26 protein-coding genes are annotated in these 22,910 nt (G+C 71.8%); 15 read left to right on the top strand and 11 right to left on the bottom strand.

From position 1 onward, the window contains the following. Positions 1–72: 72 nt before the first annotated feature. Positions 73–867 carry a VOC family protein gene (locus OG509_RS30485; RefSeq protein WP_406185809.1) on the bottom strand — a complete coding sequence of 265 codons (795 nt, stop codon included), beginning with the start codon at positions 865–867 and terminating at the stop codon, positions 73–75. A 56-nt stretch (positions 868–923) separates the two neighbouring features. Next, positions 924–1,943, bottom strand: coding sequence for a non-homologous end-joining DNA ligase (gene ligD / locus OG509_RS30480; protein ID WP_406185808.1), 1,020 nt, complete (start codon positions 1,941–1,943; stop codon positions 924–926). 75 nt (positions 1,944–2,018) lie between these two features. Between ligD and OG509_RS30475 the strand changes: the two genes are divergently transcribed. From OG509_RS30475 to OG509_RS30440, 8 genes are all read left to right on the top strand, one after another. After that, positions 2,019–3,110: an ATP-dependent DNA ligase gene (locus OG509_RS30475; protein ID WP_406185807.1), complete on the top strand. Its 1,092-nt coding sequence runs from the start codon at positions 2,019–2,021 to the stop codon at positions 3,108–3,110. Between the two features lie 109 nt (positions 3,111–3,219). Further along, on the top strand, positions 3,220–3,411 hold the full coding sequence (locus OG509_RS30470) for a hypothetical protein (protein ID WP_406185806.1): 192 nt from the start codon (positions 3,220–3,222) through the stop codon (positions 3,409–3,411). After that, entirely contained in the window at positions 3,398–3,919 is a 522-nt protein-coding gene (locus tag OG509_RS30465) for a DUF6879 family protein (protein WP_406185805.1), read from the top strand. The genes OG509_RS30470 and OG509_RS30465 overlap by 14 nt, the downstream gene beginning before the upstream one ends. Beyond that, positions 3,916–4,746, top strand: a complete 831-nt coding sequence (locus OG509_RS30460) for a helix-turn-helix domain-containing protein (protein ID WP_406185804.1) — start codon at positions 3,916–3,918, stop codon at positions 4,744–4,746. Before OG509_RS30465 ends, OG509_RS30460 begins: the two co-directional genes overlap by 4 nt. 65 nt (positions 4,747–4,811) lie before the next feature. Beyond that, positions 4,812–5,027: a hypothetical protein gene (locus OG509_RS30455; protein ID WP_406185803.1), complete on the top strand. Its 216-nt coding sequence runs from the start codon at positions 4,812–4,814 to the stop codon at positions 5,025–5,027. A gap of 68 nt (positions 5,028–5,095) precedes the next feature. Next, complete coding sequence (locus tag OG509_RS30450) at positions 5,096–5,251, top strand: hypothetical protein (RefSeq protein WP_406185801.1); 156 nt, start codon at positions 5,096–5,098, stop codon at positions 5,249–5,251. Between the two features lie 51 nt (positions 5,252–5,302). Beyond that, positions 5,303–5,527 (top strand): DUF397 domain-containing protein, encoded by a 225-nt coding sequence (locus tag OG509_RS30445; RefSeq protein WP_406185799.1) that lies wholly within the window; start codon positions 5,303–5,305, stop codon positions 5,525–5,527. 80 nt (positions 5,528–5,607) lie between these two features. Further along, on the top strand, positions 5,608–6,072 hold the full coding sequence (locus OG509_RS30440; protein WP_406185798.1) for a hypothetical protein: 465 nt from the start codon (positions 5,608–5,610) through the stop codon (positions 6,070–6,072). A gap of 129 nt (positions 6,073–6,201) precedes the next feature. On the opposite strand, the gene OG509_RS30435 is transcribed toward OG509_RS30440, so the two are convergent. The 3 genes from OG509_RS30435 to OG509_RS30425 form a co-directional block, all read right to left on the bottom strand. Continuing rightward, positions 6,202–6,372, bottom strand: a complete 171-nt coding sequence (locus tag OG509_RS30435) for a hypothetical protein (protein ID WP_376571079.1) — start codon at positions 6,370–6,372, stop codon at positions 6,202–6,204. A 1,019-nt stretch (positions 6,373–7,391) separates the two neighbouring features. Beyond that, positions 7,392–8,819 (bottom strand): NAD(P)/FAD-dependent oxidoreductase, encoded by a 1,428-nt coding sequence (locus OG509_RS30430; protein ID WP_406185797.1) that lies wholly within the window; start codon positions 8,817–8,819, stop codon positions 7,392–7,394. A gap of 104 nt (positions 8,820–8,923) precedes the next feature. After that, a complete protein-coding gene (locus OG509_RS30425) occupies positions 8,924–9,934 on the bottom strand; it encodes an NAD(P)/FAD-dependent oxidoreductase (RefSeq protein WP_406185796.1) in 1,011 nt (336 codons plus the stop codon). 147 nt (positions 9,935–10,081) lie between these two features. Here OG509_RS30425 and OG509_RS30420 point away from each other — a divergent pair, with 147 nt between their 5' ends. Both OG509_RS30420 and OG509_RS30415 read left to right on the top strand, forming a co-directional pair. Next, positions 10,082–10,354: a DUF6400 family protein gene (locus OG509_RS30420; protein ID WP_406185795.1), complete on the top strand. Its 273-nt coding sequence runs from the start codon at positions 10,082–10,084 to the stop codon at positions 10,352–10,354. Further along, positions 10,341–10,601, top strand: coding sequence for a hypothetical protein (locus OG509_RS30415; RefSeq protein WP_406185794.1), 261 nt, complete (start codon positions 10,341–10,343; stop codon positions 10,599–10,601). The genes OG509_RS30420 and OG509_RS30415 overlap by 14 nt, the downstream gene beginning before the upstream one ends. 13 nt (positions 10,602–10,614) lie before the next feature. On the opposite strand, the gene OG509_RS30410 is transcribed toward OG509_RS30415, so the two are convergent. From OG509_RS30410 to OG509_RS30400, 3 genes are all read right to left on the bottom strand, one after another. After that, positions 10,615–12,729, bottom strand: coding sequence for an MDR family MFS transporter (locus tag OG509_RS30410; RefSeq protein WP_406185792.1), 2,115 nt, complete (start codon positions 12,727–12,729; stop codon positions 10,615–10,617). A 51-nt stretch (positions 12,730–12,780) separates the two neighbouring features. Continuing rightward, positions 12,781–14,136, bottom strand: a complete 1,356-nt coding sequence (locus OG509_RS30405) for a 6-phospho-beta-glucosidase (RefSeq protein ID WP_406185791.1) — start codon at positions 14,134–14,136, stop codon at positions 12,781–12,783. A gap of 132 nt (positions 14,137–14,268) precedes the next feature. Then, the gene (locus OG509_RS30400) at positions 14,269–15,141 is read right to left on the bottom strand and encodes a helix-turn-helix domain-containing protein (protein ID WP_406185790.1); all 873 of its coding nucleotides are present in this window, start codon (positions 15,139–15,141) and stop codon (positions 14,269–14,271) included. 336 nt (positions 15,142–15,477) lie between these two features. Here OG509_RS30400 and OG509_RS30395 point away from each other — a divergent pair, with 336 nt between their 5' ends. The 3 genes from OG509_RS30395 to OG509_RS30385 all read left to right on the top strand — a co-directional run bounded on the left by OG509_RS30395 (position 15,478) and on the right by OG509_RS30385 (position 17,953). Then, complete coding sequence (locus tag OG509_RS30395) at positions 15,478–16,143, top strand: helix-turn-helix domain-containing protein (RefSeq protein ID WP_406185788.1); 666 nt, start codon at positions 15,478–15,480, stop codon at positions 16,141–16,143. A 68-nt stretch (positions 16,144–16,211) separates the two neighbouring features. After that, positions 16,212–16,769, top strand: a complete 558-nt coding sequence (locus OG509_RS30390; RefSeq protein WP_119094920.1) for a toxin-antitoxin system, toxin component — start codon at positions 16,212–16,214, stop codon at positions 16,767–16,769. Further along, positions 16,766–17,953, top strand: coding sequence for an MAB_1171c family putative transporter (locus OG509_RS30385; protein ID WP_406185787.1), 1,188 nt, complete (start codon positions 16,766–16,768; stop codon positions 17,951–17,953). Before OG509_RS30390 ends, OG509_RS30385 begins: the two co-directional genes overlap by 4 nt. Positions 17,954–17,982: 29 nt before the next feature. On the opposite strand, the gene OG509_RS30380 is transcribed toward OG509_RS30385, so the two are convergent. Together OG509_RS30380 and OG509_RS30375 are read right to left on the bottom strand one after the other, a co-directional pair. Beyond that, on the bottom strand, positions 17,983–18,762 hold the full coding sequence (locus OG509_RS30380) for a hypothetical protein (protein ID WP_406185786.1): 780 nt from the start codon (positions 18,760–18,762) through the stop codon (positions 17,983–17,985). A gap of 114 nt (positions 18,763–18,876) precedes the next feature. Further along, positions 18,877–19,461: a hypothetical protein gene (locus tag OG509_RS30375; protein WP_406185784.1), complete on the bottom strand. Its 585-nt coding sequence runs from the start codon at positions 19,459–19,461 to the stop codon at positions 18,877–18,879. A 271-nt stretch (positions 19,462–19,732) separates the two neighbouring features. On the opposite strand from OG509_RS30375, the gene OG509_RS30370 reads away from it, so the two are divergent. Further along, positions 19,733–21,058 (top strand): sensor histidine kinase, encoded by a 1,326-nt coding sequence (locus tag OG509_RS30370; RefSeq protein ID WP_406187724.1) that lies wholly within the window; start codon positions 19,733–19,735, stop codon positions 21,056–21,058. Further along, positions 21,046–21,714, top strand: a complete 669-nt coding sequence (locus OG509_RS30365; RefSeq protein WP_406185783.1) for a response regulator — start codon at positions 21,046–21,048, stop codon at positions 21,712–21,714. Before OG509_RS30370 ends, OG509_RS30365 begins: the two co-directional genes overlap by 13 nt. Here the strand turns inward: OG509_RS30365 and OG509_RS30360 are convergent. Next, positions 21,632–22,876, bottom strand: coding sequence for a glycosyltransferase 87 family protein (locus tag OG509_RS30360; protein WP_406185782.1), 1,245 nt, complete (start codon positions 22,874–22,876; stop codon positions 21,632–21,634). The genes OG509_RS30365 and OG509_RS30360 overlap by 83 nt on opposite strands. Between the last annotated feature and the right edge of the window lie 34 nt (positions 22,877–22,910).

Below are 22,910 nucleotides of genomic sequence, written 5' to 3'. Positions count from 1 at the left end.
GAGATACTCATCGCCGCCGATGGACGTCCGATCAACGCCTGATCAACACCGCTTCACGGCCGGCCAGCGCCCTCACGCCCCGGGCGCGGGGGCGCTGGCGATGACCGCGAACCGCGCGCCGTAGGGGTCCGCCAGCTTCGCGAAGCGGCCGACGCCCTCCATGGACACCGGGGACAGCCGGACCTTGCCGCCCGACTCCTCCGCCCTGGCCGCCGTCACGTCGCAGTCGGCGACCTCGAAGTACGGGGTCCAGTAGGGGCGTTCGGCGTCCTCCACCGGGTCGGCCCCGATCGGGACCAGGCCGCCGAAGGCCGCCTCGTCGGAGGCGCCCGCCGCCTTGACCACGGTGTACGAGCCACCCTCGAAGGGCATCTCGCTGATCTCCCACCCGAAGACCGAGCCGTAGAAGGCGGCGGCCGCCGGCACATCGCCCGTGTACAGCTCGCTCCAGCACAGGGTGCCGACGTCGGTCACCGCGCCGAGGCCTTCGATCCTGCCCGGCTGCCAGATCGAGAACGTGACCCCCGCCGGGTCGGCGAAGATCGCCATCCGGCCGAGGCCCATGACGTCCCTGGGTTCGACCGCCACCGTGCCGCCCGCCTTGACCACGGCAGCCGCCGTGGCGTCCGCGTCGGGGCTCTGGAAGTACAGCGTCCAGGCCGAGCGGACCTCCTCCGGCGCGACGGCCATGCCACCGGCCACCGTCCTGCCGTCGAGCTGGAACATCGCGTATCCGCCGGCTTCCTCTCCGCCCGGCCGGTAGTCCCAGCCGAACAGTCCGGTGTAGAACCCGGCGGCGCCGTCGAGGTCGGGCGTGCCGAGGTCGACCCAGTTCGGTGAGCCGTTCGTGTAGTCCGTCGTGAGCATGACCCGTACTCCTTCCGTCCTCCCTACGAGCATGGCACCCGCCACCGACAGTGCGCTCAGTCCTCGTGCTTCGCCCGGCTCGGCTGGACGCGCTTGGGTTCGCCCGGCATCTTCGGATAGTCCGGCGGGTAGGGCATGTCGCCCAGGCCGTGGTCGTGTTCGTGGCGCTCGGCCAGTTCCAGGGCCGCGTCCAGGGTGAAGGCGTGGTCGTCCATGTCCGCGTGCAGGTCCCCGAGCTCGGCGTAGCGCGCCAGCATCGTGATGATGTCGAAGTCGCGGGGCTCGGCCGAGTCGATCTCGTCCCAGCGCAGCGGGGCCGAGACGGGGGCGTGCGGGCGCGGGCGTACGGAGTACGCGGAGGCGATCGTGCGGTCGCGGGCGGTCTGGTTGTAGTCGACGAAGATCCGCTCGCCGCGCTCCTCCTTCCACCACGCCGTGGTGACCTTGCCGGGCATCCGCTGTTCCAGCTCGCGGCCGATCGCGATCGCGCAGCGCCGGACCTCGGTGAAGGTCCAGCGCGGTTCGATCGGGACGAAGACGTGCAGACCGCGCCCGCCGGAGGTCTTGGGCCAGCCGCGCAGGCCCAGGTCCTCCAGTACGTCGCGCAGTTCGTGGGCGCAGATCACCGCGTGGTGGTAGTCGGTGCCCGGCTGCGGGTCCAGGTCGATGCGCAGTTCGTCGGGACGGTCGGTGTCCTCGCGCCGCACCGGCCAGGGGTGGAAGGTGAGGCAGCCCAGGTTGGCGGCCCACAGCACGGCGGCCGGCTCGGTCGGGCAGATCTCGTCGGCCGTCCGCCCGCTGGGGAACTCGATGTGGGCGGTCGGGATCCAGTCGGGCAGGTTCTTCGGGGCCCGCTTCTGGAAGAAGGACTCGCCCTCCACCCCTTCGGGGTAGCGCTCCAGGGTGGTGGGCCGGTTGCGCAGGGCGCGCGTGATCCCGTCGGCCACCGACAGGTAGTACTGCGCCACGTCCAGCTTCGTCAGGCCGCGCTCGGGGAAGTAGACCTTGTCCGGGCTGGACAGCCGCACGGTGCGCCCGCCCGCGTCCAGCTCGATGGCATTACCGGATGCACCCATGTGCGCCACGGTAGGCGGCCCCCGCCTGGTGCGCATACCGGGCGGGCGGGGACGTACCACCGCAGAATCTAAGACATGGATCTGCCCGTGATGCCGCCCGTGAAGCCGATGCTCGCCAAGTCGGTGGCCAAGATCCCACCGGGCATGCAGTACGAGGCCAAATGGGACGGCTTCCGGGCCATCGTGCACCGCGACGGCGACGAGGTGGAGATCGGCAGCCGCACCGGCAAGACCCTGACCCGGTACTTTCCCGAGCTGGTGACCGCGCTGAAGGACAACCTGCCGGCCCGCTGCGTGGTGGACGGCGAGATCGTCATCGTTCACGGCGGGCGGCTGGACTTCGACCGGCTGACCGAGCGGATCCATCCCGCGCAGTCCCGTGTCGACATGCTGGCGCGGACGACCCCCGCCAGCTTCGTCGCCTTCGATCTGCTCGCGCTCGGCGACGAGGGGCTCCTCGACATCCCGCTCGCCGACCGCCGCAACGCCCTCACCGAAGCCCTGTCCACCGCTCGGCCCCCCGTTCACCTCGCGCCCGCGACCACCGACCCCGCGCTCGCGCAGGAGTGGTTCGAGCGGTTCGAGGGCGCCGGGCTCGACGGGGTGGTCGCCAAACCGCTCGATCTCCCCTACCGGCCCGATGCCCGTCTCATGTTCAAGATCAAGCACGAGCGTACGGCCGACGCCGTCATCGCGGGTTTCCGTTTCCACAAGAGCGGTCCGATTGTCGGATCGCTGCTCCTGGGCCTGTACGACGCCCACGGCGCCCTCCAGCACGTGGGGGTCTGCGCCGCCTTCCCGATGAAGCGCCGCGCCGAGCTGGTGGACGAGCTCGCACCGCTGCGCATGGACGACACCACCGGGCACCCCTGGGCCGCCTGGGCCGAGGAGTCCGCGCACGAGAGCGCCCGGCTGCCCGGCGCGCAGAGCCGCTGGACCGGCAAGAAGGACCTCTCCTGGGTGCCGCTGCGCCCCGAGCGCGTCTGCGAGGTCGCGTACGACACCCTTACCAACAGCGTAGATGGCGGCGAAGGTGGGAGGTTCCGGCACACGGCCCGTTGGCGCCGCTGGCGGCCCGACCGCACCCCCGAGAGCTGCACCTACGACCAGCTTGAGGAAGTGGTGGGCTACGACCTGGACGAGGTGCTGGGCATCAAGCACACCTAGACACGGCCGGTTTCCCGTTCTCTCAACTGTGATCGCTTGACCCTGAGGTCATCGACTCGGGAGCATCGAACGCAGCACTCCGCCGCGCGGGAGAGGGGAACCGGAAGCCATGAAGGTGACCAAGCTGATCAGCACCTGTGACATCAAGGACTGCCCGACGATCTACGCGACCGACAGGGGCACGTTCCTCGTCCAGGGTGAGACGCCCACCGACCACGGACTCAAGATTCCCGCTCACGAAACCCTCGTGGAGATCCCCGTCGAGCTGATCAAGAAGGCCATCGCCGATGGCCTCATCTAGGACCCTCGGAGATCTCTTCGACGACTTCGAGCGCGAGGCGTTCCGTCTGGAGACCCTCGACGACTACAGCGGCTCGGGGAACGTGGACGCCTATCGGGTGTTCCAGGCCGGCCAGGAGCAGCCGGAGGGCTATAACGTTGGTTGGGTCAACGAGCTCCGGGACCTGACCAACGCGGGCAAGCGGGTGTACCGCGTGCACATCCTCAGGCGCCCGCTCACAAAGTACCTCCGCTTCGAACTGGGCTGGGGCTACCGGACGAACATGACCGGCGGGGAAGAGTTCTTCATCCTCGACGTGACGGACGCGCCTAACCCTCTCGAAGCCGCTCCGGACTTCTGGCTCTTCGACTCCAAGGACACGGCCGTCATGCGGTACGACGATGCCGGGGGGTTCCTCGGCGCTGACGTTCTGCCGCAGGACGAGGCCGCCGCTTACGTCGCCTACCGGGAAACGGCACTCGCCCACGCGGAGCCGTTCACCGACTGGTGGGCCAAGTACGGCGAGTGAACAAAGCACAGCTCGGGGCCGCGCTGCGGGCACTGCGAGAGGCGTCCGGGAAGGAAGCCAAAGCGGTCGCCCGTAGCGCCCTCATGTCTCCGTCCAAGCTCTCCAAGATCGAGAATGCCAACCTTCTGCCGAGCACAACGGACGTTGAACGCATCCTCACCGCCATAGGCGTCTCTGACGCCATCAAGGCCGAGTACACGGAAGCGGCCCGTGCCGCGACCACTGAAGCCACCGCGTGGCGACTCCTCAAGCGAGCCGGCATCCACAAGGGTCAGCAGGCAGCGAAGGCCCTTGAAGCTCAGATGGCCGTCCTGCGGCTGTTCCAGCCCGCCCTGGTACCTGGGCTGCTCCAGACGCCCGAGTACATCCGGGCCATCCTCCGGCGCCACAACTTGAGCGAAGACGCTCTTACCCGCACGATCAGCGGAAGGCTTGAGCGTCAGGCTGTGCTGTTCGACGGCACGAAGAAGCTCCGCTTCGTCATCACCGAACCCGTGCTCCGCTGGCGGATCGTCCCGCCGCAAATGATGGCTGCACAGCTCGACCGGATCGTCTCCATGTCTCGCTTGGCTCACGTGGACATCAGGGTCGTGCCGCTCTCCGCCCCGCAGACGGACATCGCGAACCACGCCTTCGTCATCCGAGACGATCGGACGGTGACGGTCGAGACCGTCCACGCCGAGATAGTCGTAACCGACCCGCGGGACGTAGAGATGTACGTCCGAAAGTTCGAAGGGTTCGAGCAGGCGGCCTTGTCCGGTGACGTGATGCGGAGCCTCGTCGAGAGCCTCCGGGACGGATTCTTGACGGAACAGGAAACAGGCTAGGAACGTCCTTCGGCCCTGGTCACTATTGCTGCCGACGCAGCGACGGCGACCGCGAGGGGTGCGACATGGCGAAGAGCAAGAAGGCAGAGGCCCCGGAGTACGACCAGGACGCCTGGGAGTACCTGACCTACGCACCCGGACACAAGTGCTCCGCCTGCATGCGCACCGTCAAGCCGCTCGAACCCGTCCGTCGGGGAACCATCGACCGCACGTCGGGGTCGCCCGCCGTCGTCTACCGGCACGCCGAGACGTGCCCGACGACGAAGGCCGTGGCCGTCTGATGGAAATGCAGACCTGGCGAAATGGCAGAGCGATGGCCACCAACGCCTCAGAACCGATACGGGCAGCCTTGGCCTCTCTCGGTGTCCCCGAGTCGGCGTGGAGCGGCATACGGCCCACGGTCACCTACAACGGCCTCCCGTACGTGCACCTGGGGATGTTGCCCGCCGACGTGGTGGAGCAGATAGCCGAGGCCATGAGCGTCACGGAGACTTCCGCCCACTGAGGGGCGGGAGACGGCCTCGTACGGCCGTCAAGCAGATCAGGAAGGGCCACGATGACCGACCTGTACGCGCTCAACATCGACACAGCCGCCTTCTCGAAGGCGTGCGGAGGCAACACCCACCCGGACGGCGAGGCCTGCGTAACCCTCGCCAAGATCGGCCCCGACGCGTGGGCCCTGGGTGACAGCAAGCGGCCGGACGCGGAGCCGCTGCGCTTCACCACGGCGGAGCTGGACGCGGCGGGCATCGACCCCTCGCGCTTCGACCTCTCCGCGTAGCCCACAGCACCACCTGAAATGACGGCCCTGCCCTCACGCCGACGGGCGGGGCCGTCGCCATCCCTAGGAACGGAGCAGCAGTGCACCACCACGGCTACGCATGGCTCGGGGAGAAGAAGGAGTTCGACAAGGAAGGCGTTCGGCGCCCCCCGGGGGAACCTCCGACTGCTGGAAGCCCGCAAGAGGTCATCGACCGATACCGGCAGGCTGTAGCCGAGTTCCCCGTGACCGGCATACCGCCGATCCAGACAGCCCACTGGCTGATGAAGCCGCCCTCAACGATCCGAGGAACCTGGGAGGAGCCGAAGGAGGCCGGCGAATGGCTGGGGCTCCAACTCGCAGAGTTCGCACCGCGGTTCGCCACAGAAGCGGAGCGGGACGTAACCCGCCTAGTGGTCCTGGCGAGAGCCGCCGTGGAGCGGTTGACGTGGGGTGGGGACGTGTCCCTCGGCCACTACCTCAGCGGCACCGTGTTCCACTCCGTCGCCCTGGTGACCTGCTCCCCCAACCGTGCCGAACCAGGGTTGTCCTGCCCGCTGAACTAGAACGAGTTGAGAATGACCCTCCCAGAACATCGCAGGTCACCGCGCCGTCGGCACCTCCGCTGGAGCTTCAACTCGAAGCAGACCACCCCGCAACGTTGCGGGGTGGTCATGCTCCCTACCTGTGGGCTCTCATCGCTTTTTCCAAAACGCCATGAGCTCAGCCAGAGCCCGAATGATCTCGGGTCGATGGCCAGGCTCGGCGTTTCGCAGAGCGATCACGAGCGCGGCCAGGAACATGAACACCAGGAGGGCGAAGAACGCGAGCAGCGCGTTCGGCCCCGTGATGGCAAGCTCTTGCATAACGGCCCACATCGCCCCTCCAAGGACGGTAAGGCCGTCGCCTTCGAGAGGGCGTGCCAGGGCACGAAAACCTCAACGAAGACAGACGGAAGTGTCTGCCAGAAAACACAGCCGCCCGCGAGCTGCGCCCCCCGCCGTGGTCGGCGAGTGGTGTTCGTTGAGGTCGTGATGACCTTGAATGCCCCAAGGGTAAAGAGGGTGCGGGCTGCCGTGGTGTGTCACCACCACGGAAGGCGTTCGGAGACAGCGCGCCCCGAACGAAGTCTTGCTGCAGGTCGCTCGTTTCGATCTTGATCAACCCTCTAGCATGCCGACACGGCGAGACGCCGACTAGCACATGGTTCGAGCGGAATCACAAGAGCGTTTACAAGCTACTACGCCCGCACGCTGCATGACAACAGCCCTGATCAATAAGGGTGTTGGGCCCACTCCGACGTTCGATCACAACAGCCGGCAGGGCTGAACCCAGAGAGAAAGGCCCCGACCTCCCTCGCAGGGAAGCCGGCGCTTCGTCGTTTACAGCGCGCCTGGGTGCTTCTTCACCGGCCGCCGACGGTGGCTGACAGCCTTCCGCTTGCCCGCAGCAGCCTCATGCCCGGTCTTCTCCGCATGGTGGTAGCGACACAGAACCTGCCCGTTGGCCGCGATGCTGCGCCCTCCCTGGGACATGGGCTTGATGTGGTCCACGGCGTCATCTGGCAGGTAGCACGGTAGGCCAGTGTCGTACCGGATGTGCCGGCACAAGCCGTGGTCTCGGGACCACAGTGCCTTGCGGACGGCCGAGGGCCAGTCTCCCGGGCGGGCCCAGAACGGTTTCCCCACTTGTGTCCGCTCATGCCCGCCACCCATCCGGCGCGGGCTTCGATCCGTCCGCACAAGCCTCGCTTCTGCCTCCGGCGAGCGGGCACTCACGCTCGTACTGCACGCGCGATCTCCACCAGGACCCCGCGATGCCTCGCGGCTACGCCCTGTACATCCTTTTCCTGGCCGTCGAAGGAGTCGCTCGAAGAGGTCGTCGGCTACGACCTCGCCGATGTCCTCGGCCCGACCGCCGGGTCGTAGACCAGCCTCTCCCACTCCTCCCGGTCCGGCCCCACCGCGTGCGGCGCGTACCCGGGCCGGGCCGCCAGCCAGCGCTCCACCCGCGCCCGCACCTGCGGGTCCGCGTACGCCCGCTCCGGCGGCTCGGCCAGGTGCCGCACCCGCGCCCGGGCCCGCATCACCTCCGGGTCCTCCAGTGCGCACTCGAACAGCGCGGCCACCACGCGCGCCGAGTCCGTCCGCCGCCCGGCCCGCGTCGCGAACCGCTCGCCGATGGCCGCGTCCGCCACCACCTGGAAGTCGAACCACGGCTTCAGGGTCCGCACGGCCCACGCGTGGTACGCGGCGGCGAACCGTGCCGACCCCGCGTCCTGGTGCGCCGTACGGGCCACCCGGCTCGCGGCCCACAGCGCCAGCGAGGTGCCCTGCCCCAGCGTCGGGTTGGTGTGCGCGATCGCGTCCCCGACCGGCACCAGTCCGGTCGCCACCGGCCCCCGCTCGTCCACCAGCGCGCTCCACCGGTTGTCCAGGCTCGCCGTGGCCAGTACGCCCGACAGCGGTTCGGCGCCCAGGCCCAGCCAGGCCGCGCCGGGCGGAAAGGCGCGCGCGGCGGCCTCGAACACGGCGGGATCGCGCAGCGCGGAGCGGGTGGTGTCCCGGGTGTGGACGAACAGGGTCACGGCGAACAGCCGGTTGTCGGCCGGGAAGACCGCGCACCCGGCGAAGGCGCCGCCGGTCACCGCCCAGGGCCGGCGCGGCCCCTCCTCCATCCCCTCCGGCAGCCGGTACCAGCGGCAGAAGTACGCCAGCCCCGTGCGGTGCCGTTCCACGACGGCCGGCCGGCAGCCCGCCGCGGGCAGCAGTCGCTCGACGCCGCCGCGCCGCCCGCCCGCGTCCACGACGAGGTCCCCCGCGTACGCACCGGCCTGCGTGGTCACGCCCCGCACGCGTACGGCGGAGCCGCTCGGCTCGGCCAACAGGCCGGTCACCGGCTCCCCGTGGTGCATGACGGCCCCCGGTTCCGCGCGCAGCGCGGTGGCCAGAGCGCTCTCCAGCACGATGCGCCGGGCCTGGAGCATCACCAGGTCCTCGTCGCCGGGCCGCTCCGGCGGGCGTACGTCGAACCAGTCCAGCTCGTGCCGCTCGCGGGCCCCGAGCCGCAGCATCTCCGCGTGGACGTCGGGCAGTTCCCGCCGCAGGACGGTACGGGCCGCGCCGAGCAGGGCGTGCGGCTGGGCGGCTTGCGGGACGCCCGGCCGGTGCCATCCGAAGAAGTCCCGGTCGAGCGCGGCACCGGGTGCGCGCGTATCGCGTTCGAAGAGTTCGGTGGTGTGTCCGTACCGCGCCGCGAGCAGCGCGGTCGCCAGCCCTCCGACACCTCCGCCGATGACCAGCACATGTGCCATTACAAGCCCCCCGAGCCTCTGAGCCGATGAACGGTACGAAGATCAGACCGCTCAGAGCCTGCACGGACCCGCCCTGGCCGAAACCCGCACACCTGTCCGACGGGCTATGCCCCGCCCGCGCTCCGGCCGGCCGCGCGGTGGGCGTCGAGGGCCCGCCGGCCCTCCTCCTCGATCAGGTCGGTGTTGATCGCCGCGGCCGCGCGGACCCCGGCCGCGGCCGCCCCGGCCAGCTGCTCCATGGGGCCGGCCACGTTCCCGGCGGCCCACACGCCGCGCAGTGCGGTGGCCCCGCTCGCCGGATCGGCCTCCAGGCAGGTGCCGATCGCCGCTCCGTCCCGCTCCACGGTGGCGACCGGCAGCCCGAGGCTGGCCGCCACCCCGGCCCGGGCGGTGAACCTCGGGGCCACCACGAGCGCCGTGCACGCCACGGCCGCACCACCGGCCAGGACCACCCCGGCCAGCCGGTCGTCGGCGATGTCGAGGCCGGTCACCTCGCCCTCCGCCACCGCGACGCCGAGTGCGGACAGCAGCTCCCGCTCCTCGTCGGTGAGGCGCCGGGTGTGGGTCAGCAGGGTCACGCGGTCGGTCCAGTTCCGCCACATCTGCGCCTGGTGCACGGCGAGCGGGCCGGTGGCCAGCACCGCGACCGGCTCGTCGCGGACCTCCCAGCCGTGGCAGTACGGGCAGTGCAGCACGTCCCGCCCCCAGCGCTCCCGGAGCCCCGGCAGCTCCGGCAGCTCGTCCACCAGCCCGGTGGCGATCAGCAGCCGGCCGGCCCGGACCGCGGACCCGTCGGCGCACCGGACGAGGAAGCCGCCGCCGGGCAGCCGGTCGGCGGCGAGCGCGGTGCCGGCCGCCCCCGAACGGATCTCGCCCCCGTACCCGGTGACCTCGGCCCGCCCCACGGCCAGCAGCTCCGCCGGACTCGCCCCGTCCCGGCCCAGGTATCCGTGCAGGTGGGCGGCGGGGGCGTTGCGGGGGCTGCCGGAATCGAGCACCAGCAGCGAACGGCGGGCCCGGGCCAGGGTCAGCGCCCCGGCGAGTCCGGCGGTCCCGCCGCCCACGACCACCACGTCGAAAGAGCTGGTCAGCGTGTTGTCCCTTGCGTTGTCCATACCGCCGAGGGTGTGGCCCGCCCACCCGCTTGGCAAACCCTGTTGCCGAACCGGCAAATGGACGGTGACCAGACCGAACGACCGGCGGCTGTGACATCTCCCACCCCCTCTTGCCAGAGGAAGGAAGGCATACCTAAGTTCAGACGTATGGCCTCACACCACCCCACACCCCCCACCGAACCGGGCACCCCCGAGCTGGTCGACTTCACCGTCGACCTCACCGCTCAGGAGGTCCTCCGGCGGGCCCAGGTCATGGCCGCCCTCGGCCCCGACTGGGACCCGATCGAGGTTCTGCGCGGTGAGGAGGCGGCGTACGACCTGCTGTACTCCGGCCTCGACGCCGAGCAGCAGCGCGTCTACGACGGCTTGGTCGCCGCCGGCGTGCTCGCCCCGCGCGGGGACGGCCATGCTGCCGCTTGACCCGCAGGCGGACCCCGGGCGACGCGCCTGGGTGGCCTGCCCGAGCTGCGCCGACGCCCGCGGCTGTGCGCCCTGCGAGGAGCGGCGCACGTGCTCCTCGCACTGGCGCTACCTGCTCACCAACACCGGCAGCCTGCTGCACCTGCAGTGCCCGTCCTGCACCCACGTCTGGGTGCACGAGAGCGGCTTCGGCGCCACGCGTTCCCTGTGGAGCCGCATCACCGGCGGCCGGTCGGCCGGACCGTGAGCGCGGTCCCGGGTCACAGCCCCGCCGGGGCCTTCTGTCCGAAGTAGCCCTCGCTCAGGTCCTCCACGAGCAGCCGCTTCGCGATCGCGTCGGCCGCCGCCCGGAGTTCCTCGCTCCGCGGGCGGCCGCGGTCCTTCTCCAGCTCGCCGCCGAGCCAGTCCCCCCACGCCTTCGAGAGGGTCGCCGCCTCCCGCTGCCCCGCCGGCGTGAGCGTGAAGAAGGCTCCCTCGCGGGTCAGGTACCCCTCCTGCTCCATCCGGTCGAAGACCGGAACCAGCACCTCCGGCGGCAGGGCGCGGCGCGAGGCGATGAGCCCGAGGCTGGCGTGGCCGACCGTACGGGTCGTGATCTCCACCTGCATCACCGCCCACGCACCCGCGATGTCCAGCCGGGTGTCGGAGGCGTTCACGATCGCCCGCGCCGTCTCCGGCCCCATGTTCCGTACGAGCTTCCCGACCGCCAGCTCCAGCAGTTTGGCCGAATCGCCGGAGGCCGTGGCCGGTGAGGCGAAGCCGTCGCCCATGTCCGTCGACGCCGCGCGGGCGCTGTCGCGCAGCCGGACCTCCTTGAGGAAGAGCGCGACGACGAAGCCGATCCCGGCCACCGGCACCGTCCACAGGAACACCGTGTGCAGCGCGTGCGCGTAGGCCTCGACGATCGGGGCGGCCGCCGCCGGTTCGAGCGCGTGGACGCCCTGGGGGCTCTGGGCCGCCTTCGCCAGCTGCTCCGGATCGGCCCCGGTGGCCCGGGCGGCCTCCGCGACGGCCTTCTCCAGCGCGGGGCCCAGGGTGTTGGCGTAGATGGTCCCGAACACGGCGGTGCCGAACGAGCTGCCGAGCGTACGGAAGAACGTGACACCTGATGTGGCGGTGCCGAGGTCGGCGTAGTCCACGGTGTTCTGCACGGCGATCGTCAGGACCTGCATGCACAGGCCGATCCCGACACCGAGCACGAACATGTACAGCGATTCCAGCCAGGCGCTGGTGCCCGGGCCCATCCGCGACAGCAGGTACAGCCCGATCCCCATCACCAGGCAGCCGACGATGGGGAAGATCCGGTACCGCCCGGTCTTGCTGGTGACGTTGCCGCTGAAGACGGACGCGATCAGCAGGCCGATCACCAGCGGCAGGGTCCGTACGCCCGAGACCGTGGCCGAATCCCCGTCCACGAACTGCAGGTACGTCGGCAGGAAGATCATCGCGCCGAGCATGGCGAAGCCGACCACGAAGCTGAGCACCGAGCAGATCGTGAAGACCGGGTTCCCGAACAGCCGCATCGGCAGCATCGGTTCCGCCGCCCGCGTCTCGACCAGGCAGAACAGCGCCAGGGCCAGTACGCCGAGCACGAACAGCCCGATGATCGCCGCGGAGCCCCAGGCGTACTCGTTCCCGCCCCAGCTGGTGGCCAGGATCAGGGCGCTGGAGCCGACGGCGACCAGGGCGATGCCCAGGTAGTCGATGCGGGTGCCCCCGGCCGCTCGGACCGAGGGGATCGTCCGGGCCGCCGCGACGACCACCAGGATCGCGATCGGGACGTTCACGTAGAACGCCCAGCGCCAGCTGAGGTGGTCGGTGAACAGCCCGCCGAGCAGCGGTCCGATGACGGTCGCGACCCCGAAGACGGCTCCGATCGCGCCCTGGTACTTGCCCCGTTCGCGCAGCGGGATCACGTCGGCGATCAGGGCCATGGCGGTGACCATGAGGCCGCCGGCGCCGATGCCCTGGACTCCCCGCCACAGGATGAGCAGGGACATGTTGCTCGCCAGGCCGCACAGGAACGAGCCGGTGATGAAGATGATCGCCGAGATCTGGAAGATCAGTTTCCGGCCGAAGAGGTCACCGAACTTGCCCACGAGCACCGTCGCGACGGTCTCCGCGAGCAGGTACGAGGTCACCACCCACGACATGTGCTGGCCGCCGCCGAGATCCGCCACGATCGTGGGCAGCGCGGTGCCGACGATCGTCTGGTCCAGGGCCGCGAGCAGCACCCCCAGCATGATCGTGCCGAAGACGACGTTGCGCCGCCGCCGGTCGAGCACGGGAGGCGCCGCCGCTGCGGGCGCGGCTGCGGCTTCGGCGGGGGCAGTGGTCACATCTCGCACTCTCACAGCGCCCCCGCCGCGCCGCATGCCCACTGGGCCGTACGGAGGACCCCGCCCGGCGGGCCGGCCGGGGAGGGATCAGCGCAGGTAGGCCAGGCCCGGGTGCTCGGCCGCGTACCCCTCCAGCAGCCGCCGGGCCACCCCGACCGAGTCCACCAGCGGGTGCAGCGCGAAGGCCTTGACCGCGTCCGCCCGGGAGCCGCTCGCGGCGGCCGCGAGCACCTCCCGCTCGACCGCCTTGACGGAGGTCACCAGGCCCACAGCGTGCAGCGGCAGCGGGTCCACGGCCACCGGGTGCGCCCCGTTCGCGTCGACCAGGCACGGCACCTCGATGACCGCCTGCGCGTCGAGTACGGACAGCACGCCGCGGCCCGGCACGTTGAGGATCAGCGTGGCCCGCTCGTCCCGCGCGATGGCCCGCATCAGCGCGAGCGCCACCTTCTCGTACCCGCCGGACTCCAGATCGCTCTCGTCGCGCTCGCCCATGCCCGCCGCCTCGCGGTTCTCGGCCATGTACGTGGCCTCCCGCTCGGCCCGGGTCCGGTCCCAGGCGGCCAGCGCCGCCCCGGGCTCCTGGTCCGCCCGGCCCGCCTCGGCGTAGAACCCGCGCTGCTGGTCGCGCAGGAACGCCCCGCGGGTCTGCTTGGCCTCCGTGTAGGCCCGTACGGTGTCACGGTTGAAGTAGTAGTAGTGCAGGTACTCGTTCGGGATCGCGCCGAGCGAGCGCAGCCACTCGGCCCCGAACAGCCGGCCCTCCTCGAAGGACTCCAGCGCCTCGGTGTCGGCCAGCAGCCGCGGCAGTTCGTCGCGGCCGCCGATGCGCAGCCCGCGGACCCAGCCCAGGTGGTTGAGGCCGACGTAGTCGATCCAGGCCTCCTCGGGGCGGGCGCCGAGCAGCCGGGCGATGCGCCGGCCGAGCCCCACCGGGGAGTCGCAGATCCCGATCACCCGGTCGCCGAGCTGCTCGGCCATGGCCTCGGTGACCAGCCCGGCCGGGTTGGTGAAGTTGATGACCCAGGCCTCGGGGGCGATACGGGCCACCCGGCGGGCGATCTCCCGGGCGACCGGCACCGTCCGCAGGCCGTACGCGATCCCGCCCGCGCCGACCGTCTCCTGGCCCAGCACGCCCTCGGCCAGCGCGACCCGCTCGTCGGCGGCGCGCCCTTCGAGACCGCCGACGCGGATGGCGGAGAAGACGAAGTCGGCCCCGCGCAGGGCCTCGTCGAGGTCCCCGGTGGCGGTGACGGCCGGGGCGTCGGGCACTCCGGAGGCGGCCGCCTGGTCCGCGAGCACCCGGGCCATGGCGCGGAGCCGGGCGGGGTCCTCGTCGTACAGGGTCACGTGGGAGATCCGGCCCTCGGCATGGTCGCCGAGGAGTGCACCGTAGACGAGCGGAACCCGGAATCCGCCCCCGCCGAGGATGGTCAGCCGCACGCCCTACCGCCCTTCGCCCGTGCCACGATCGGTGCCACGATCCGTGGCATCCGATCCGCGGCACGCGATCGACCCGTGATGGAGGCCTCCAGTGTCCCCCGCGGGAGCCGGTCCTGGGGGTAGTCCCGGGGGCTAGTCCTCCAGCGACGGCACGGCGCGCAGCCGGGGACCCTGGTGGAGCGGGGCGGTCGCGCCGCCCCGGACCGGGCCGGTCTCCGCGACCTGCGGGGTCGACAGGATCATGGTGATCCGGGTGAGGCCCATCCCGTCGAGCATCCGGCTGGATTCGGCCACCATCCGGCAGCGTACGTGGCCCCAGCGCGGGTCCCAGTGGCGGACGGTCCGCACGGCCCCGTCGCGCTCGGCGGCATCCGCCCCGTGGGTGCTCAGCCAGTGCGGCACCCCGTAGCGGTAGGCCGCCTCCATGAACGGATCGCGGGCCACCTCCTGGCGGATGCTGCTCAGGCCCTCGTCGTCCGGGGCCGCGGCGAGCGCGCCGGCGAACTGGGCCAGCAGCGGTACGCACCAGGCCGGTTCGTGGTCCTCCAGTACGGCCGCGGCGTCCGGGTGGAACAGCACGAAGCGCAGGAAGTTGTCGTCCGGCAGGGCGGTCGGATGCGGGCGCACCGACTGGAAGAGCTTGTCGAACGCCGAGTTGGTCAGCGCCACGTCCCAGCGGTGGTCCACCAGGAAGCTCGGGTACGGCACGGCCTCCATGAGCGCCGCGTAGTCGCACAGGTAGTCGCGCTGGGCGGGGTCCTGGGGCAGACGGCTCTCCTCGGCCGCGCGCCAGGTCGGCGGCGGGTCCCGGTCGACCATGACGCGGAAGAGCCAGAAGCACTGCCGCTCGCTCATCTCCAAGGCCTCGGCCAGGGCGAGCAGTTTGCGGTCGGTCCATTCCTTGACCAGGCCGCGTTCCCAGTTGCCGTAGGCGCGGACGCTGATGCGCAGCCGGGCGGCGAGGTCCTCCTGGCTCAGGCCCAGTTCCTCGCGCCGCTGGCGCAAAATCTCCTTGCGTCGCTCCGACCGCACTGCGCCGCGTGCGGACTCTTCGCCCGCAAGGCGCTCCTCACCGGCTCGGGCAAGCCCATCGGACGGGCCCACCGCTGCGAGATGTGGCACCGAGAGCTCCCCCTCTTCACGGTCTGGATCTTCAATTTCCTCTGGCGATCCTGCTACCGACTTCATTCGAGTGTCAACTATCGTGGCAATTCCAGCCTCTTGACAGCTCATTCCCGCCACAGCTGTGGCAAGTTCTGGCCCTGCGGCGGCTCCTCGGCTAGATTCCAAAAGCCGACCATGTGCCCGTACCGACCCCGCCGCGATCTAGGAGAACCACTGGTGACAGACGGCTTCCCGGCTCCCGTCGCGGTGGCCAACGCGCCCCTGGCAGCCACCGTCACGCGCGTCGCCGAACTCGCGGGCAAGATGGGCCACGACCTGAACAAGGTCTTCGACCTGCGTCGCCTCTCCGAGGCCTCCGGCGTACCCGCCGACGTGGTCAGGTCCCTGCTGGACGGCCGGCCCGCCGTCGAGCCCTGCCTGCAGACGCGCTTCCTCCAGCGCCTCGACCTGCTCCGGCGCACCCGGCTGAAACCGAACGGACGCCGCTACACGCAGCAGGAGATCGCGGACGGCGCCGGCATGTCGCGCCAGCAGGCGGGCGCCCTGATCAACGGCGACCGCCGGCCCACCATGGAGCACTGCGACGCGATCCAGCGCTTCTTCGGCGTCCACGCCGGCTTCCTCACCGCGCACGACGCCGAGGCCCTCACCGACGCCCTCCAGCGGACCGAGCAGCAGCTGCTCCAGGACTACGCGGGCCGCGCGCGCGAAACCGTACCCGCCCCGGCGGCTTCGACCGGCGATCCGCTGGCAAGACTCCTGCAGAACCACGGTGTCCGCGGCATCGCCTGGCGCGCGGCCCAACTGCCCAGCGACAAACACCGGGACAAGGTGACCGAATGGCTGGACATGCTTCTCGAAAGCGTCAAACCGAATGAATGATGACCCAGTCGAGAGTCTGGGTCTGAATCCTTGAGTCCTGATCCGGATCCGCGCCGACGGGGAGAACGGTGAGCATAGGCAGAGAGCAGCGCCGGTTGTGCGGCGAACTGGTGGCCGGGCTCCGGCTGACCGCGCCCGTGGAACCCGTGGACCTCTACGCCGCCCTCTGCGAGGGCATGAGCAGACACCGCGGCCGCCGGGTGGACTTCCGGATGGCCTCGTTCCCGCCGGGGACGGCCAGCGGCCTGTGGCTCGACATGGCGGACCGCGATCTGGTGGTCATCGAGGAACGCACGGCACCCGACCACCAGCTGGTCATCCTGGGCCACGAGCTGTGGCACATGAAGGCCGGCCACTGCAGCCACCACGTCGACGGAGCCGCCGTCGCCGCCCGGCTGCTGTCCGACGGGGCCGACCTCGGCGAGACCGTCCGGAGCGTCGCCGCGCGCACGCGCGCCGACGTCTCGGAGGAGACCGAGGCGGAGACGTTCGGTTTACTGCTGGGCAGCCGGTGCAGGACCTGGCTCGCCGGGTCCGCGAGCCATCGGGCGCCCGCACAGCGTGATCAGTTGGCGGGCCGCATCGAGGCCTCGCTCGGATACCGGGGGCACAGGAACGACCGTTGAACGGCCAGGACTACTACATACCGGCAGCCGCCCTGGCGGTCTCACTCGCCTTCAAGCTGCCGGCGCTACGGCACAACTGGCGCGACCCGCTCCTGCGGTCGGTCTGCGCCCTGCTGGTCCTGGCCGGGTCGGTGTTCACCTTCGCCGCTCCGCCCACCATCGAGGCGGTCAACGAGTGGACCGGCATCACCAACGTCTCCGCCCCGCTCGTCTACTGCCTGATCACCCTGTTCAGCGCCGCCTGCCTGGTGCTCATCGTGAACTGGCGCGGTGGCCCGCCCGAAGTGACCCGGCGCATCTCGCGCCGCTGGATGATCGGCTACGGCGGGGTCGTCGTGGTGCTGGTGGTGCTCTTCGCGCTCGGCCACACCCCGGTCGAGCGGCTGCGCGACTTCGACACGTACTACGCCAACACCCCTTACATCCAGCAGATGATCGCCCTCTACCTGACGGCGCACCTGGTGGCGGCCGTCGTGATGGTGGCCATGTGCTGGCGCTGGTCCCTCCAGGTGCACGGCTGGCTGCGGATCGGCCTGATGATCATCGTCTCGGGCTACGTCTTCAACCTCAGCTACGACGCCACCAAGATCTCCGCGGTCGTCGCCCGCTGGCTCGGCCACGACCTCGACGACCTGAGCACCTACATCGCCCCGCCGCTCGCCTCCGTCGGCGCGCTGATCAGCGCGATCGGCTTCGTCCTGCCCCTGCTGTGCCAGCGGCTGTCCGACAGCTGGCAGACCTGGACGACGTACCGGCGCCTCGGCGCGCTCTGGCACGAGGTGCAGATCGGTGCCCCCAGCGGCACGCCCTGCGTGCAGATGTCCTGGTGGGCCCCGGCGGAACTGCGGGTGATCCAGCGCGAGTCGGACATCCACGACGGATTCCTGCACCTCGGCCCGTACTTCGACCCCGGCCGCCGCGAGGACGCGTACGCGCGGGCCCTCGCGGCGGGGGCGAAGGAGGAGACGGCGCGGGCGGTCGCCGACGCGGCGATGGTCGCGGCCGCCGTCCAGGCCCGCTCGGCGGACCCCGAGGGCGCGGTCATCGGGGCGAGCGACGAGAGCGTCCTCGACACCCTCGGAGGGCCGCGCGACCTCGTACGGATCTCGCACGCGCTGCGGCATTCGCCGGTGGTGGCGGCCGTACGGCGGCAGGTGGCGCTGTCGGGGAGCGGACCGGCCTGAGCCGGCGGCCCGCCGGCGGCATCAGGGGGTCAGCGCTCGGCTGCGGCCAGCGCCACCTTCGGGAACAGGTCCTGGAACGGGCCCGCGGACTCGATTCCGTCCCGGCCGTAGGGTGCGTCGAAGCTCCACACCATGAACAGCAGGAACACGATCAGCGCGCTGAACAACCCCGCCAGCAGCAGCTCCCGCCCCGACCGGCGGATCTGCAGGGTGAAGATCAGCCCCACCGTGACCAATCCGCCGACCAGCAGCCCGAACCACACCACGCTCGGCAGGGTGGACTCGTCAGCCTGCATACGCGAGTGCCGGGCGTCGTCGGCGGCCGCGATGTGGTCCAGCAGCGGCTGGTAGGCCTGCGCCTGGAGCTCGTTCGCCGGGCTCTGGTGGGTCACGTCGGTGCGCAGCTTGCCGAGCAGGTCGGCGCCCTGGGACGAGGCGCCCTGGCCGGAGGTGAGCAGCGGCCAGTCCACGGCGACGGTGTGGGAGACGTACGCGTCGACCTCGCCGCGGATCCGGTCGCGGACGGGGGTCGGGTAGACGTCGGCGCGCTGGGTGACCTCGTACAGCGACTGGGCCTCGCGGCGCACGCTGTCCTCGGCGGCGCCGCGCGCCTCCCAGACGCCGGCGATGGCCAGGCCGAGCACGATCGCGTAGACCACGCCCACCATCATCGTCATGTACTCGATGACGTCGGGGGTTTCGCTGGTGTCCTCGTCCTCCGCGACCCGGCGGTGCCGGAGCGCGGTGCAGGCGAGGACGAGGGCGCAGACGAGCGCCATGGCGACGGCCAGGACCAGCCATTCGGACACGAGGGTTCTCCCGTTGGTGGATCGGTGGATCGGTGGATCGGTGGGTCTGTGGGTCGGTGGGTCGGTGGGTCTGTGGGTCGGTGGGTCTGTGGGTCGGTGCAGGGGTGGTCGGACTCAGCGACGGCTCTTGGAGCGCGGCCGCAGCGCGGCGGCGGCGAGCACGGCCGGGGTGGTGACGACGACCATGACCATCACGGTGGACATGCCGCCCGGGCCGCGCCGCTCCAGGGCGATCGAGTGGTACGGGCGCACGTGGAAGGCGCCGGCGGGCGCGGCCGCGGCTGCGGCCCGGGGCGGGGCAGGCACTTGGGCCGGCGCCGGCTCGGCAACGGCCTCGGGATCCGGCGCGGGTGGCGCGGGCTGCGGCTCCCCGGCCCCGGCCTTCGCCGTCGGCCCGGGCGGCTCCGCCCCGGGCGCCGTGGCAGCCGGCGCGGGCCCCCGCCCCGGGTGGTGCACGGTCGGCCGCTCGGCGCCGGGCACGAGCACCCGTACGGGAGGCCGGACCGCGGGCGGCGCGGCGGCCGGGGGGACGGCGGCGGGCGGCCGCGGCTGCCCGGCCGGAACGCAGACGTCCAGCCGGGCCCCGTGGCCGCGGAGGGGGACGGGTCCGGTGCCGTCGTCCGCGACGGCCACATGCCCGTACAGCGGGCACAGCGCCGCCACCATGCCCGCTCCGGCGAGGTACTGCCAAGCCGTCACCGCGCGTCCTCCCGTTGTGAGGGTTTCGGCTGAAGAAACGATCACAACGCCCCTTCGATACGCCGCAGACGCGTCAAGATCTTCGGCGGAAGGACGACTTCAAGCCATCGGCGCCGAGAGTGCACCCCTGTGCACCGGCCGCCGGAACGCGAGCGGCTGCATGAACCTGGGGCCTCGACGCCACGATCTGACGCCGTGTGGGCAGCCGGCCCTCCCCCGGGGGCCCGGCCCTGACCCGTCGGACACCCCCTAGGCTGGCCGCATGTCCCGCATGTCCGAAGCCGCCGCCCTTGAGGGGCCGCACGACGAACCGCAGGGCGCCGAACCGCCCGTCGCCGTCTGGACAGCACTGAAGAGGCCGGTCCGCTTCCTCGCCTCCTGGTGGCCGTGGCGCTGCTGGGCGTACCTCGGCAGCGGGACGGTCCTCGGGTACGTGGTCCTGCTCGCGCTGGCGGTGCTCGTCGGGCTGGGTGTGCTGCTGGCGGTGGCCGGGGTAGGGCTGCTCCTGCTGCTCGGCGCCGTCGCCGGCGGTGTGCCGCTCGGCGCCCTGGAGCGGTGGCGGCTGCGGGGGGTGGAGCCGGTCCCGGTGTCCGATCCGCACACCTCGCTCGCGGGGGCCGGTCCGGCCGCCTGGCTGCGGACCCGGCTGCGCGAGCGGGCCACGTGGCGGGAGCTCGGGTACGCCGCCCTGCTCGGCCCGGCGTTCGGGGCGGCCGGCTTCGGCGTCGTCACCCTGCTCGCCTTCTCGCTGATGCTCGTGGCGAGCCCGGTCGTCGTGTGGGCCCTCGCCCCCGAGACCGTGATGCTGATCCCCGGCAGGGCCGTCTCCGGCCCGCTGGAAGCCCTGGGCGGCACCGCCGTCGGACTGGTCGGGCTCGTGCTGGCCGCTTACGCGGGCGGGCTGCTCGCGGGGGCGCAGGTGAAGACCGCGCGCCTGCTGCTCGGAGCACGCGAGGAGGACCCCCGGATGCTGGAGCTGACCCGCTCCCGGGTACGTCTCGTGGATGCGTTCGAGGCCGAACGGCGGCGCATCGAACGCGACTTGCACGACGGGGCGCAGCAGCAGCTGGTCGCCCTCAGTATGACCCTCGGCCTCGCCGAGCTGGAGCTGCGCCGCGTGCCGCAGGCCGCCGACGCGGCCGCGCTGGTGACCCGGGGCCGCGGTGAGGCGCGCCGGGCACTGGAGCAACTGCGGGACCTCGTACGGGGGATCCATCCGCAGGTGCTCACCGACCACGGGCTCGCGGCGGCCGTGACGGAGGTCGCGCTGCGCCATCCCGTGCCGGTGACCGTCGACCTGGACGTGCCGCGGCTGCCCGAACCGGTGGAGATCACGGTGTACTTCACCGTCACCGAGGCCCTGGCCAACGCGGCCAAGCACAGTGGCGCCTCCCGCATCGGGATCGCCGGTAAGGTCGACGGGGGCCGGCTGACTCTCTCCGTCACCGACGACGGCCGCGGCGGGGCGGATCCCGGCGCGGGTGCGGGCCTGGCAGGTCTCGCGGACAGGGTGGCGATGTTGCAGGGCAGGCTGGTGGTGTCCAGTCCGGTGGGCGGTCCGACCGAACTCCGGGTGGAGGTGCCGTGCTCCGGCTGATCCTCGCGGAGGACTCGGTCCTGCTGCGCGCCGGGCTGACGGAACTCCTCACCCGAGGAGGCCACCAGGTCCTCGCCGCCGTCGGCGACGGCGACGCACTGGTACGGGCGGTGGAGGCCGAACGGCCGGATGCCGTCGTCACCGACGTCCGGATGCCGCCCGGTTTCCGCGACGAAGGCCTGCGCGCCGCCCTCGAACTGCGCTCCCGGGACGGCTCGTTGCCGGTCCTCGTGCTCTCGCAGTACGTCGCCACGGCGTACGCGACCCAGCTGCTCACGGCCGGTTCGGCGGCGGGCGGTCCGGCCGGGCTGGGCTACCTGCTCAAGGACCGGGTCGGAGAGGTGACGGAGTTCCTCGACGCCCTCGAACGGGTCGCCGCGGGCCAGACGGTCATCGACCCCGAGGTCGTCCGGGTCCTGCTGGGGCGGCAGGCGGCGGACCGACCGCTCGCCCGGCTCACCCCGCGCGAACGCGAGGTGCTGGCCCTGATGGCCGAGGGCCTCAACAACCAGGCCCTGGCGGCCCGGCTGTTCGTCACCGAGGCCGCCGTCGTGAAACACGCGAGCAGCATCTTCATGAAGCTGGACCTCGACCCGGCCGGGGGAAACCGGCGCGTCCTCGCGGTGCTGGCCCATCTGCGGGGCGCGGAGGGCTGACCGGCTGAACCCCTTGCGCATTGCGGCCCGCGGAGCCGGCCACGATGAGGGAGCGGCCACGGGGAGACGGCAACGCCACCGACCGGGCCCAGACCGACAGGAGCACCGGCAGCGCGAGGTATCCGAAGCGGCCCGCCGGGGCGAGCGCGAAGGCCAGGACGAGACCCGTCGCGAGGCGGTCGGCGGCCGCCACCACCGTGCGCGGCGGGCGCACCAGCAGGGAGACCGCCACCGCGAGGGCGCCCACCGCGAGCAGGACCACCGTCAGGTACCAGCCCCACGAGCCCAGTCCGGCCAGCAGATGCCCGGGCAGCGGGCTGCTCGCCGGGGTCGGGGCCTCGGCCCGTCCGGTCGGGAACGCGAACACCTGCCGCCACAGCTCCGCCGGCTGGAGCAGCGCACTGGGCAGGATCAGCCCGGCCGAGCCCAGCAAGGCCACCAGTGCGCAGCGCAGCGCCGCACCCCGGCTGCGGCAGGCTGCGAGCAGCGCGACCGCCACGGCCACCGCGGGCAGCGCCGTCCACTTGAGCGCGCAGGCTCCGGCGAGCACCGCTCCGGCCAGGACCGGCCGCCCGGCCCCCGCGGCCGCCAGCGCCAGGCAGAGCAGCCCGGCCAGCGGAAGGTCCACCCCGCTCACCGCCAGCGGCAGGGCCACCACCGGCGAGGCCACCAGCAGCGGCAGCCACGGGGAGCGCGGCCCGCCCAGCAGCCGGCGCCCGGCCCACATGCCGCCGAACAGCGCGGCCGCGCACCAGAGCCGGGCATCGCCCAGCGGGCCGCCCAGCACGGCGTGCGGGATGCCGAAGACCGCCATGGCCGGCAGGTACGGGGTGTACTCCGCCACTCCCGCGGGCCGGTCCACGTACATCCGCCCGGTCTCCAGCAGCAGCCGGCCGGAGCGTTCGATGACCATCACCTCCGACTGGCCCTGCCCGCCCAGCACGAGCCACAGCAGGGGGACGGCGATCGCGCCCGTCAGGGCGGCGACGGCGGCGGCGCGCGGCCTGCGGGAGTCGAGAGCCGCGGCGCACAGGTAGCCGACGGCCGCGCAGCAGCCCCACAGCCGGTGCGGCCCCAGCGAGGACACGAGCGGAAAGGACAGCGCCCAGGCGGCCGCTGCCAGCCAGCCGGCGGTCCGGCACACGGAAGGGGAAGGGGTCATGGGCCCATTCCAGCCGCGCGACCGGGCCGGGTCT

This window comes from Streptomyces sp. NBC_01006 (assembly GCF_045162725.1).
GTDB lineage: Bacteria > Actinomycetota > Actinomycetes > Streptomycetales > Streptomycetaceae > Streptomyces.
Note: the sequence above shows the minus strand (reverse complement) of the source record. Positions and strands in the feature narration are given on the sequence as shown.

What these genes read in the sequence shown, in the direction of transcription:
- OG509_RS30360 (WP_406185782.1), bottom strand. Translation starts at nt 22,876, where the DNA reads ATGACCCCTTCCCCTTCCGTGTGCCGGACCGCCGGCTGGCTGGCAGCG.
- OG509_RS30485 (WP_406185809.1), bottom strand. Translation starts at nt 867, where the DNA reads ATGCTCACGACGGACTACACGAACGGCTCACCGAACTGGGTCGACCTC.
- OG509_RS30415 (WP_406185794.1), top strand. Translation starts at nt 10,341, where the DNA reads ATGCTGCCGCTTGACCCGCAGGCGGACCCCGGGCGACGCGCCTGGGTG.
- OG509_RS30445 (WP_406185799.1), top strand. Translation starts at nt 5,303, where the DNA reads ATGACCGACCTGTACGCGCTCAACATCGACACAGCCGCCTTCTCGAAG.
- OG509_RS30475 (WP_406185807.1), top strand. Translation starts at nt 2,019, where the DNA reads ATGGATCTGCCCGTGATGCCGCCCGTGAAGCCGATGCTCGCCAAGTCG.
- OG509_RS30420 (WP_406185795.1), top strand. Translation starts at nt 10,082, where the DNA reads ATGGCCTCACACCACCCCACACCCCCCACCGAACCGGGCACCCCCGAG.
- OG509_RS30410 (WP_406185792.1), bottom strand. Translation starts at nt 12,729, where the DNA reads ATGCGGCGCGGCGGGGGCGCTGTGAGAGTGCGAGATGTGACCACTGCC.
- OG509_RS30465 (WP_406185805.1), top strand. Translation starts at nt 3,398, where the DNA reads ATGGCCTCATCTAGGACCCTCGGAGATCTCTTCGACGACTTCGAGCGC.
- OG509_RS30455 (WP_406185803.1), top strand. Translation starts at nt 4,812, where the DNA reads ATGGCGAAGAGCAAGAAGGCAGAGGCCCCGGAGTACGACCAGGACGCC.
- OG509_RS30435 (WP_376571079.1), bottom strand. Translation starts at nt 6,372, where the DNA reads ATGCAAGAGCTTGCCATCACGGGGCCGAACGCGCTGCTCGCGTTCTTC.
- OG509_RS30430 (WP_406185797.1), bottom strand. Translation starts at nt 8,819, where the DNA reads ATGGCACATGTGCTGGTCATCGGCGGAGGTGTCGGAGGGCTGGCGACC.
- OG509_RS30470 (WP_406185806.1), top strand. Translation starts at nt 3,220, where the DNA reads ATGAAGGTGACCAAGCTGATCAGCACCTGTGACATCAAGGACTGCCCG.
- OG509_RS30425 (WP_406185796.1), bottom strand. Translation starts at nt 9,934, where the DNA reads ATGGACAACGCAAGGGACAACACGCTGACCAGCTCTTTCGACGTGGTG.
- ligD (WP_406185808.1), bottom strand. Translation starts at nt 1,943, where the DNA reads ATGGGTGCATCCGGTAATGCCATCGAGCTGGACGCGGGCGGGCGCACC.
- OG509_RS30370 (WP_406187724.1), top strand. Translation starts at nt 19,733, where the DNA reads ATGTCCGAAGCCGCCGCCCTTGAGGGGCCGCACGACGAACCGCAGGGC.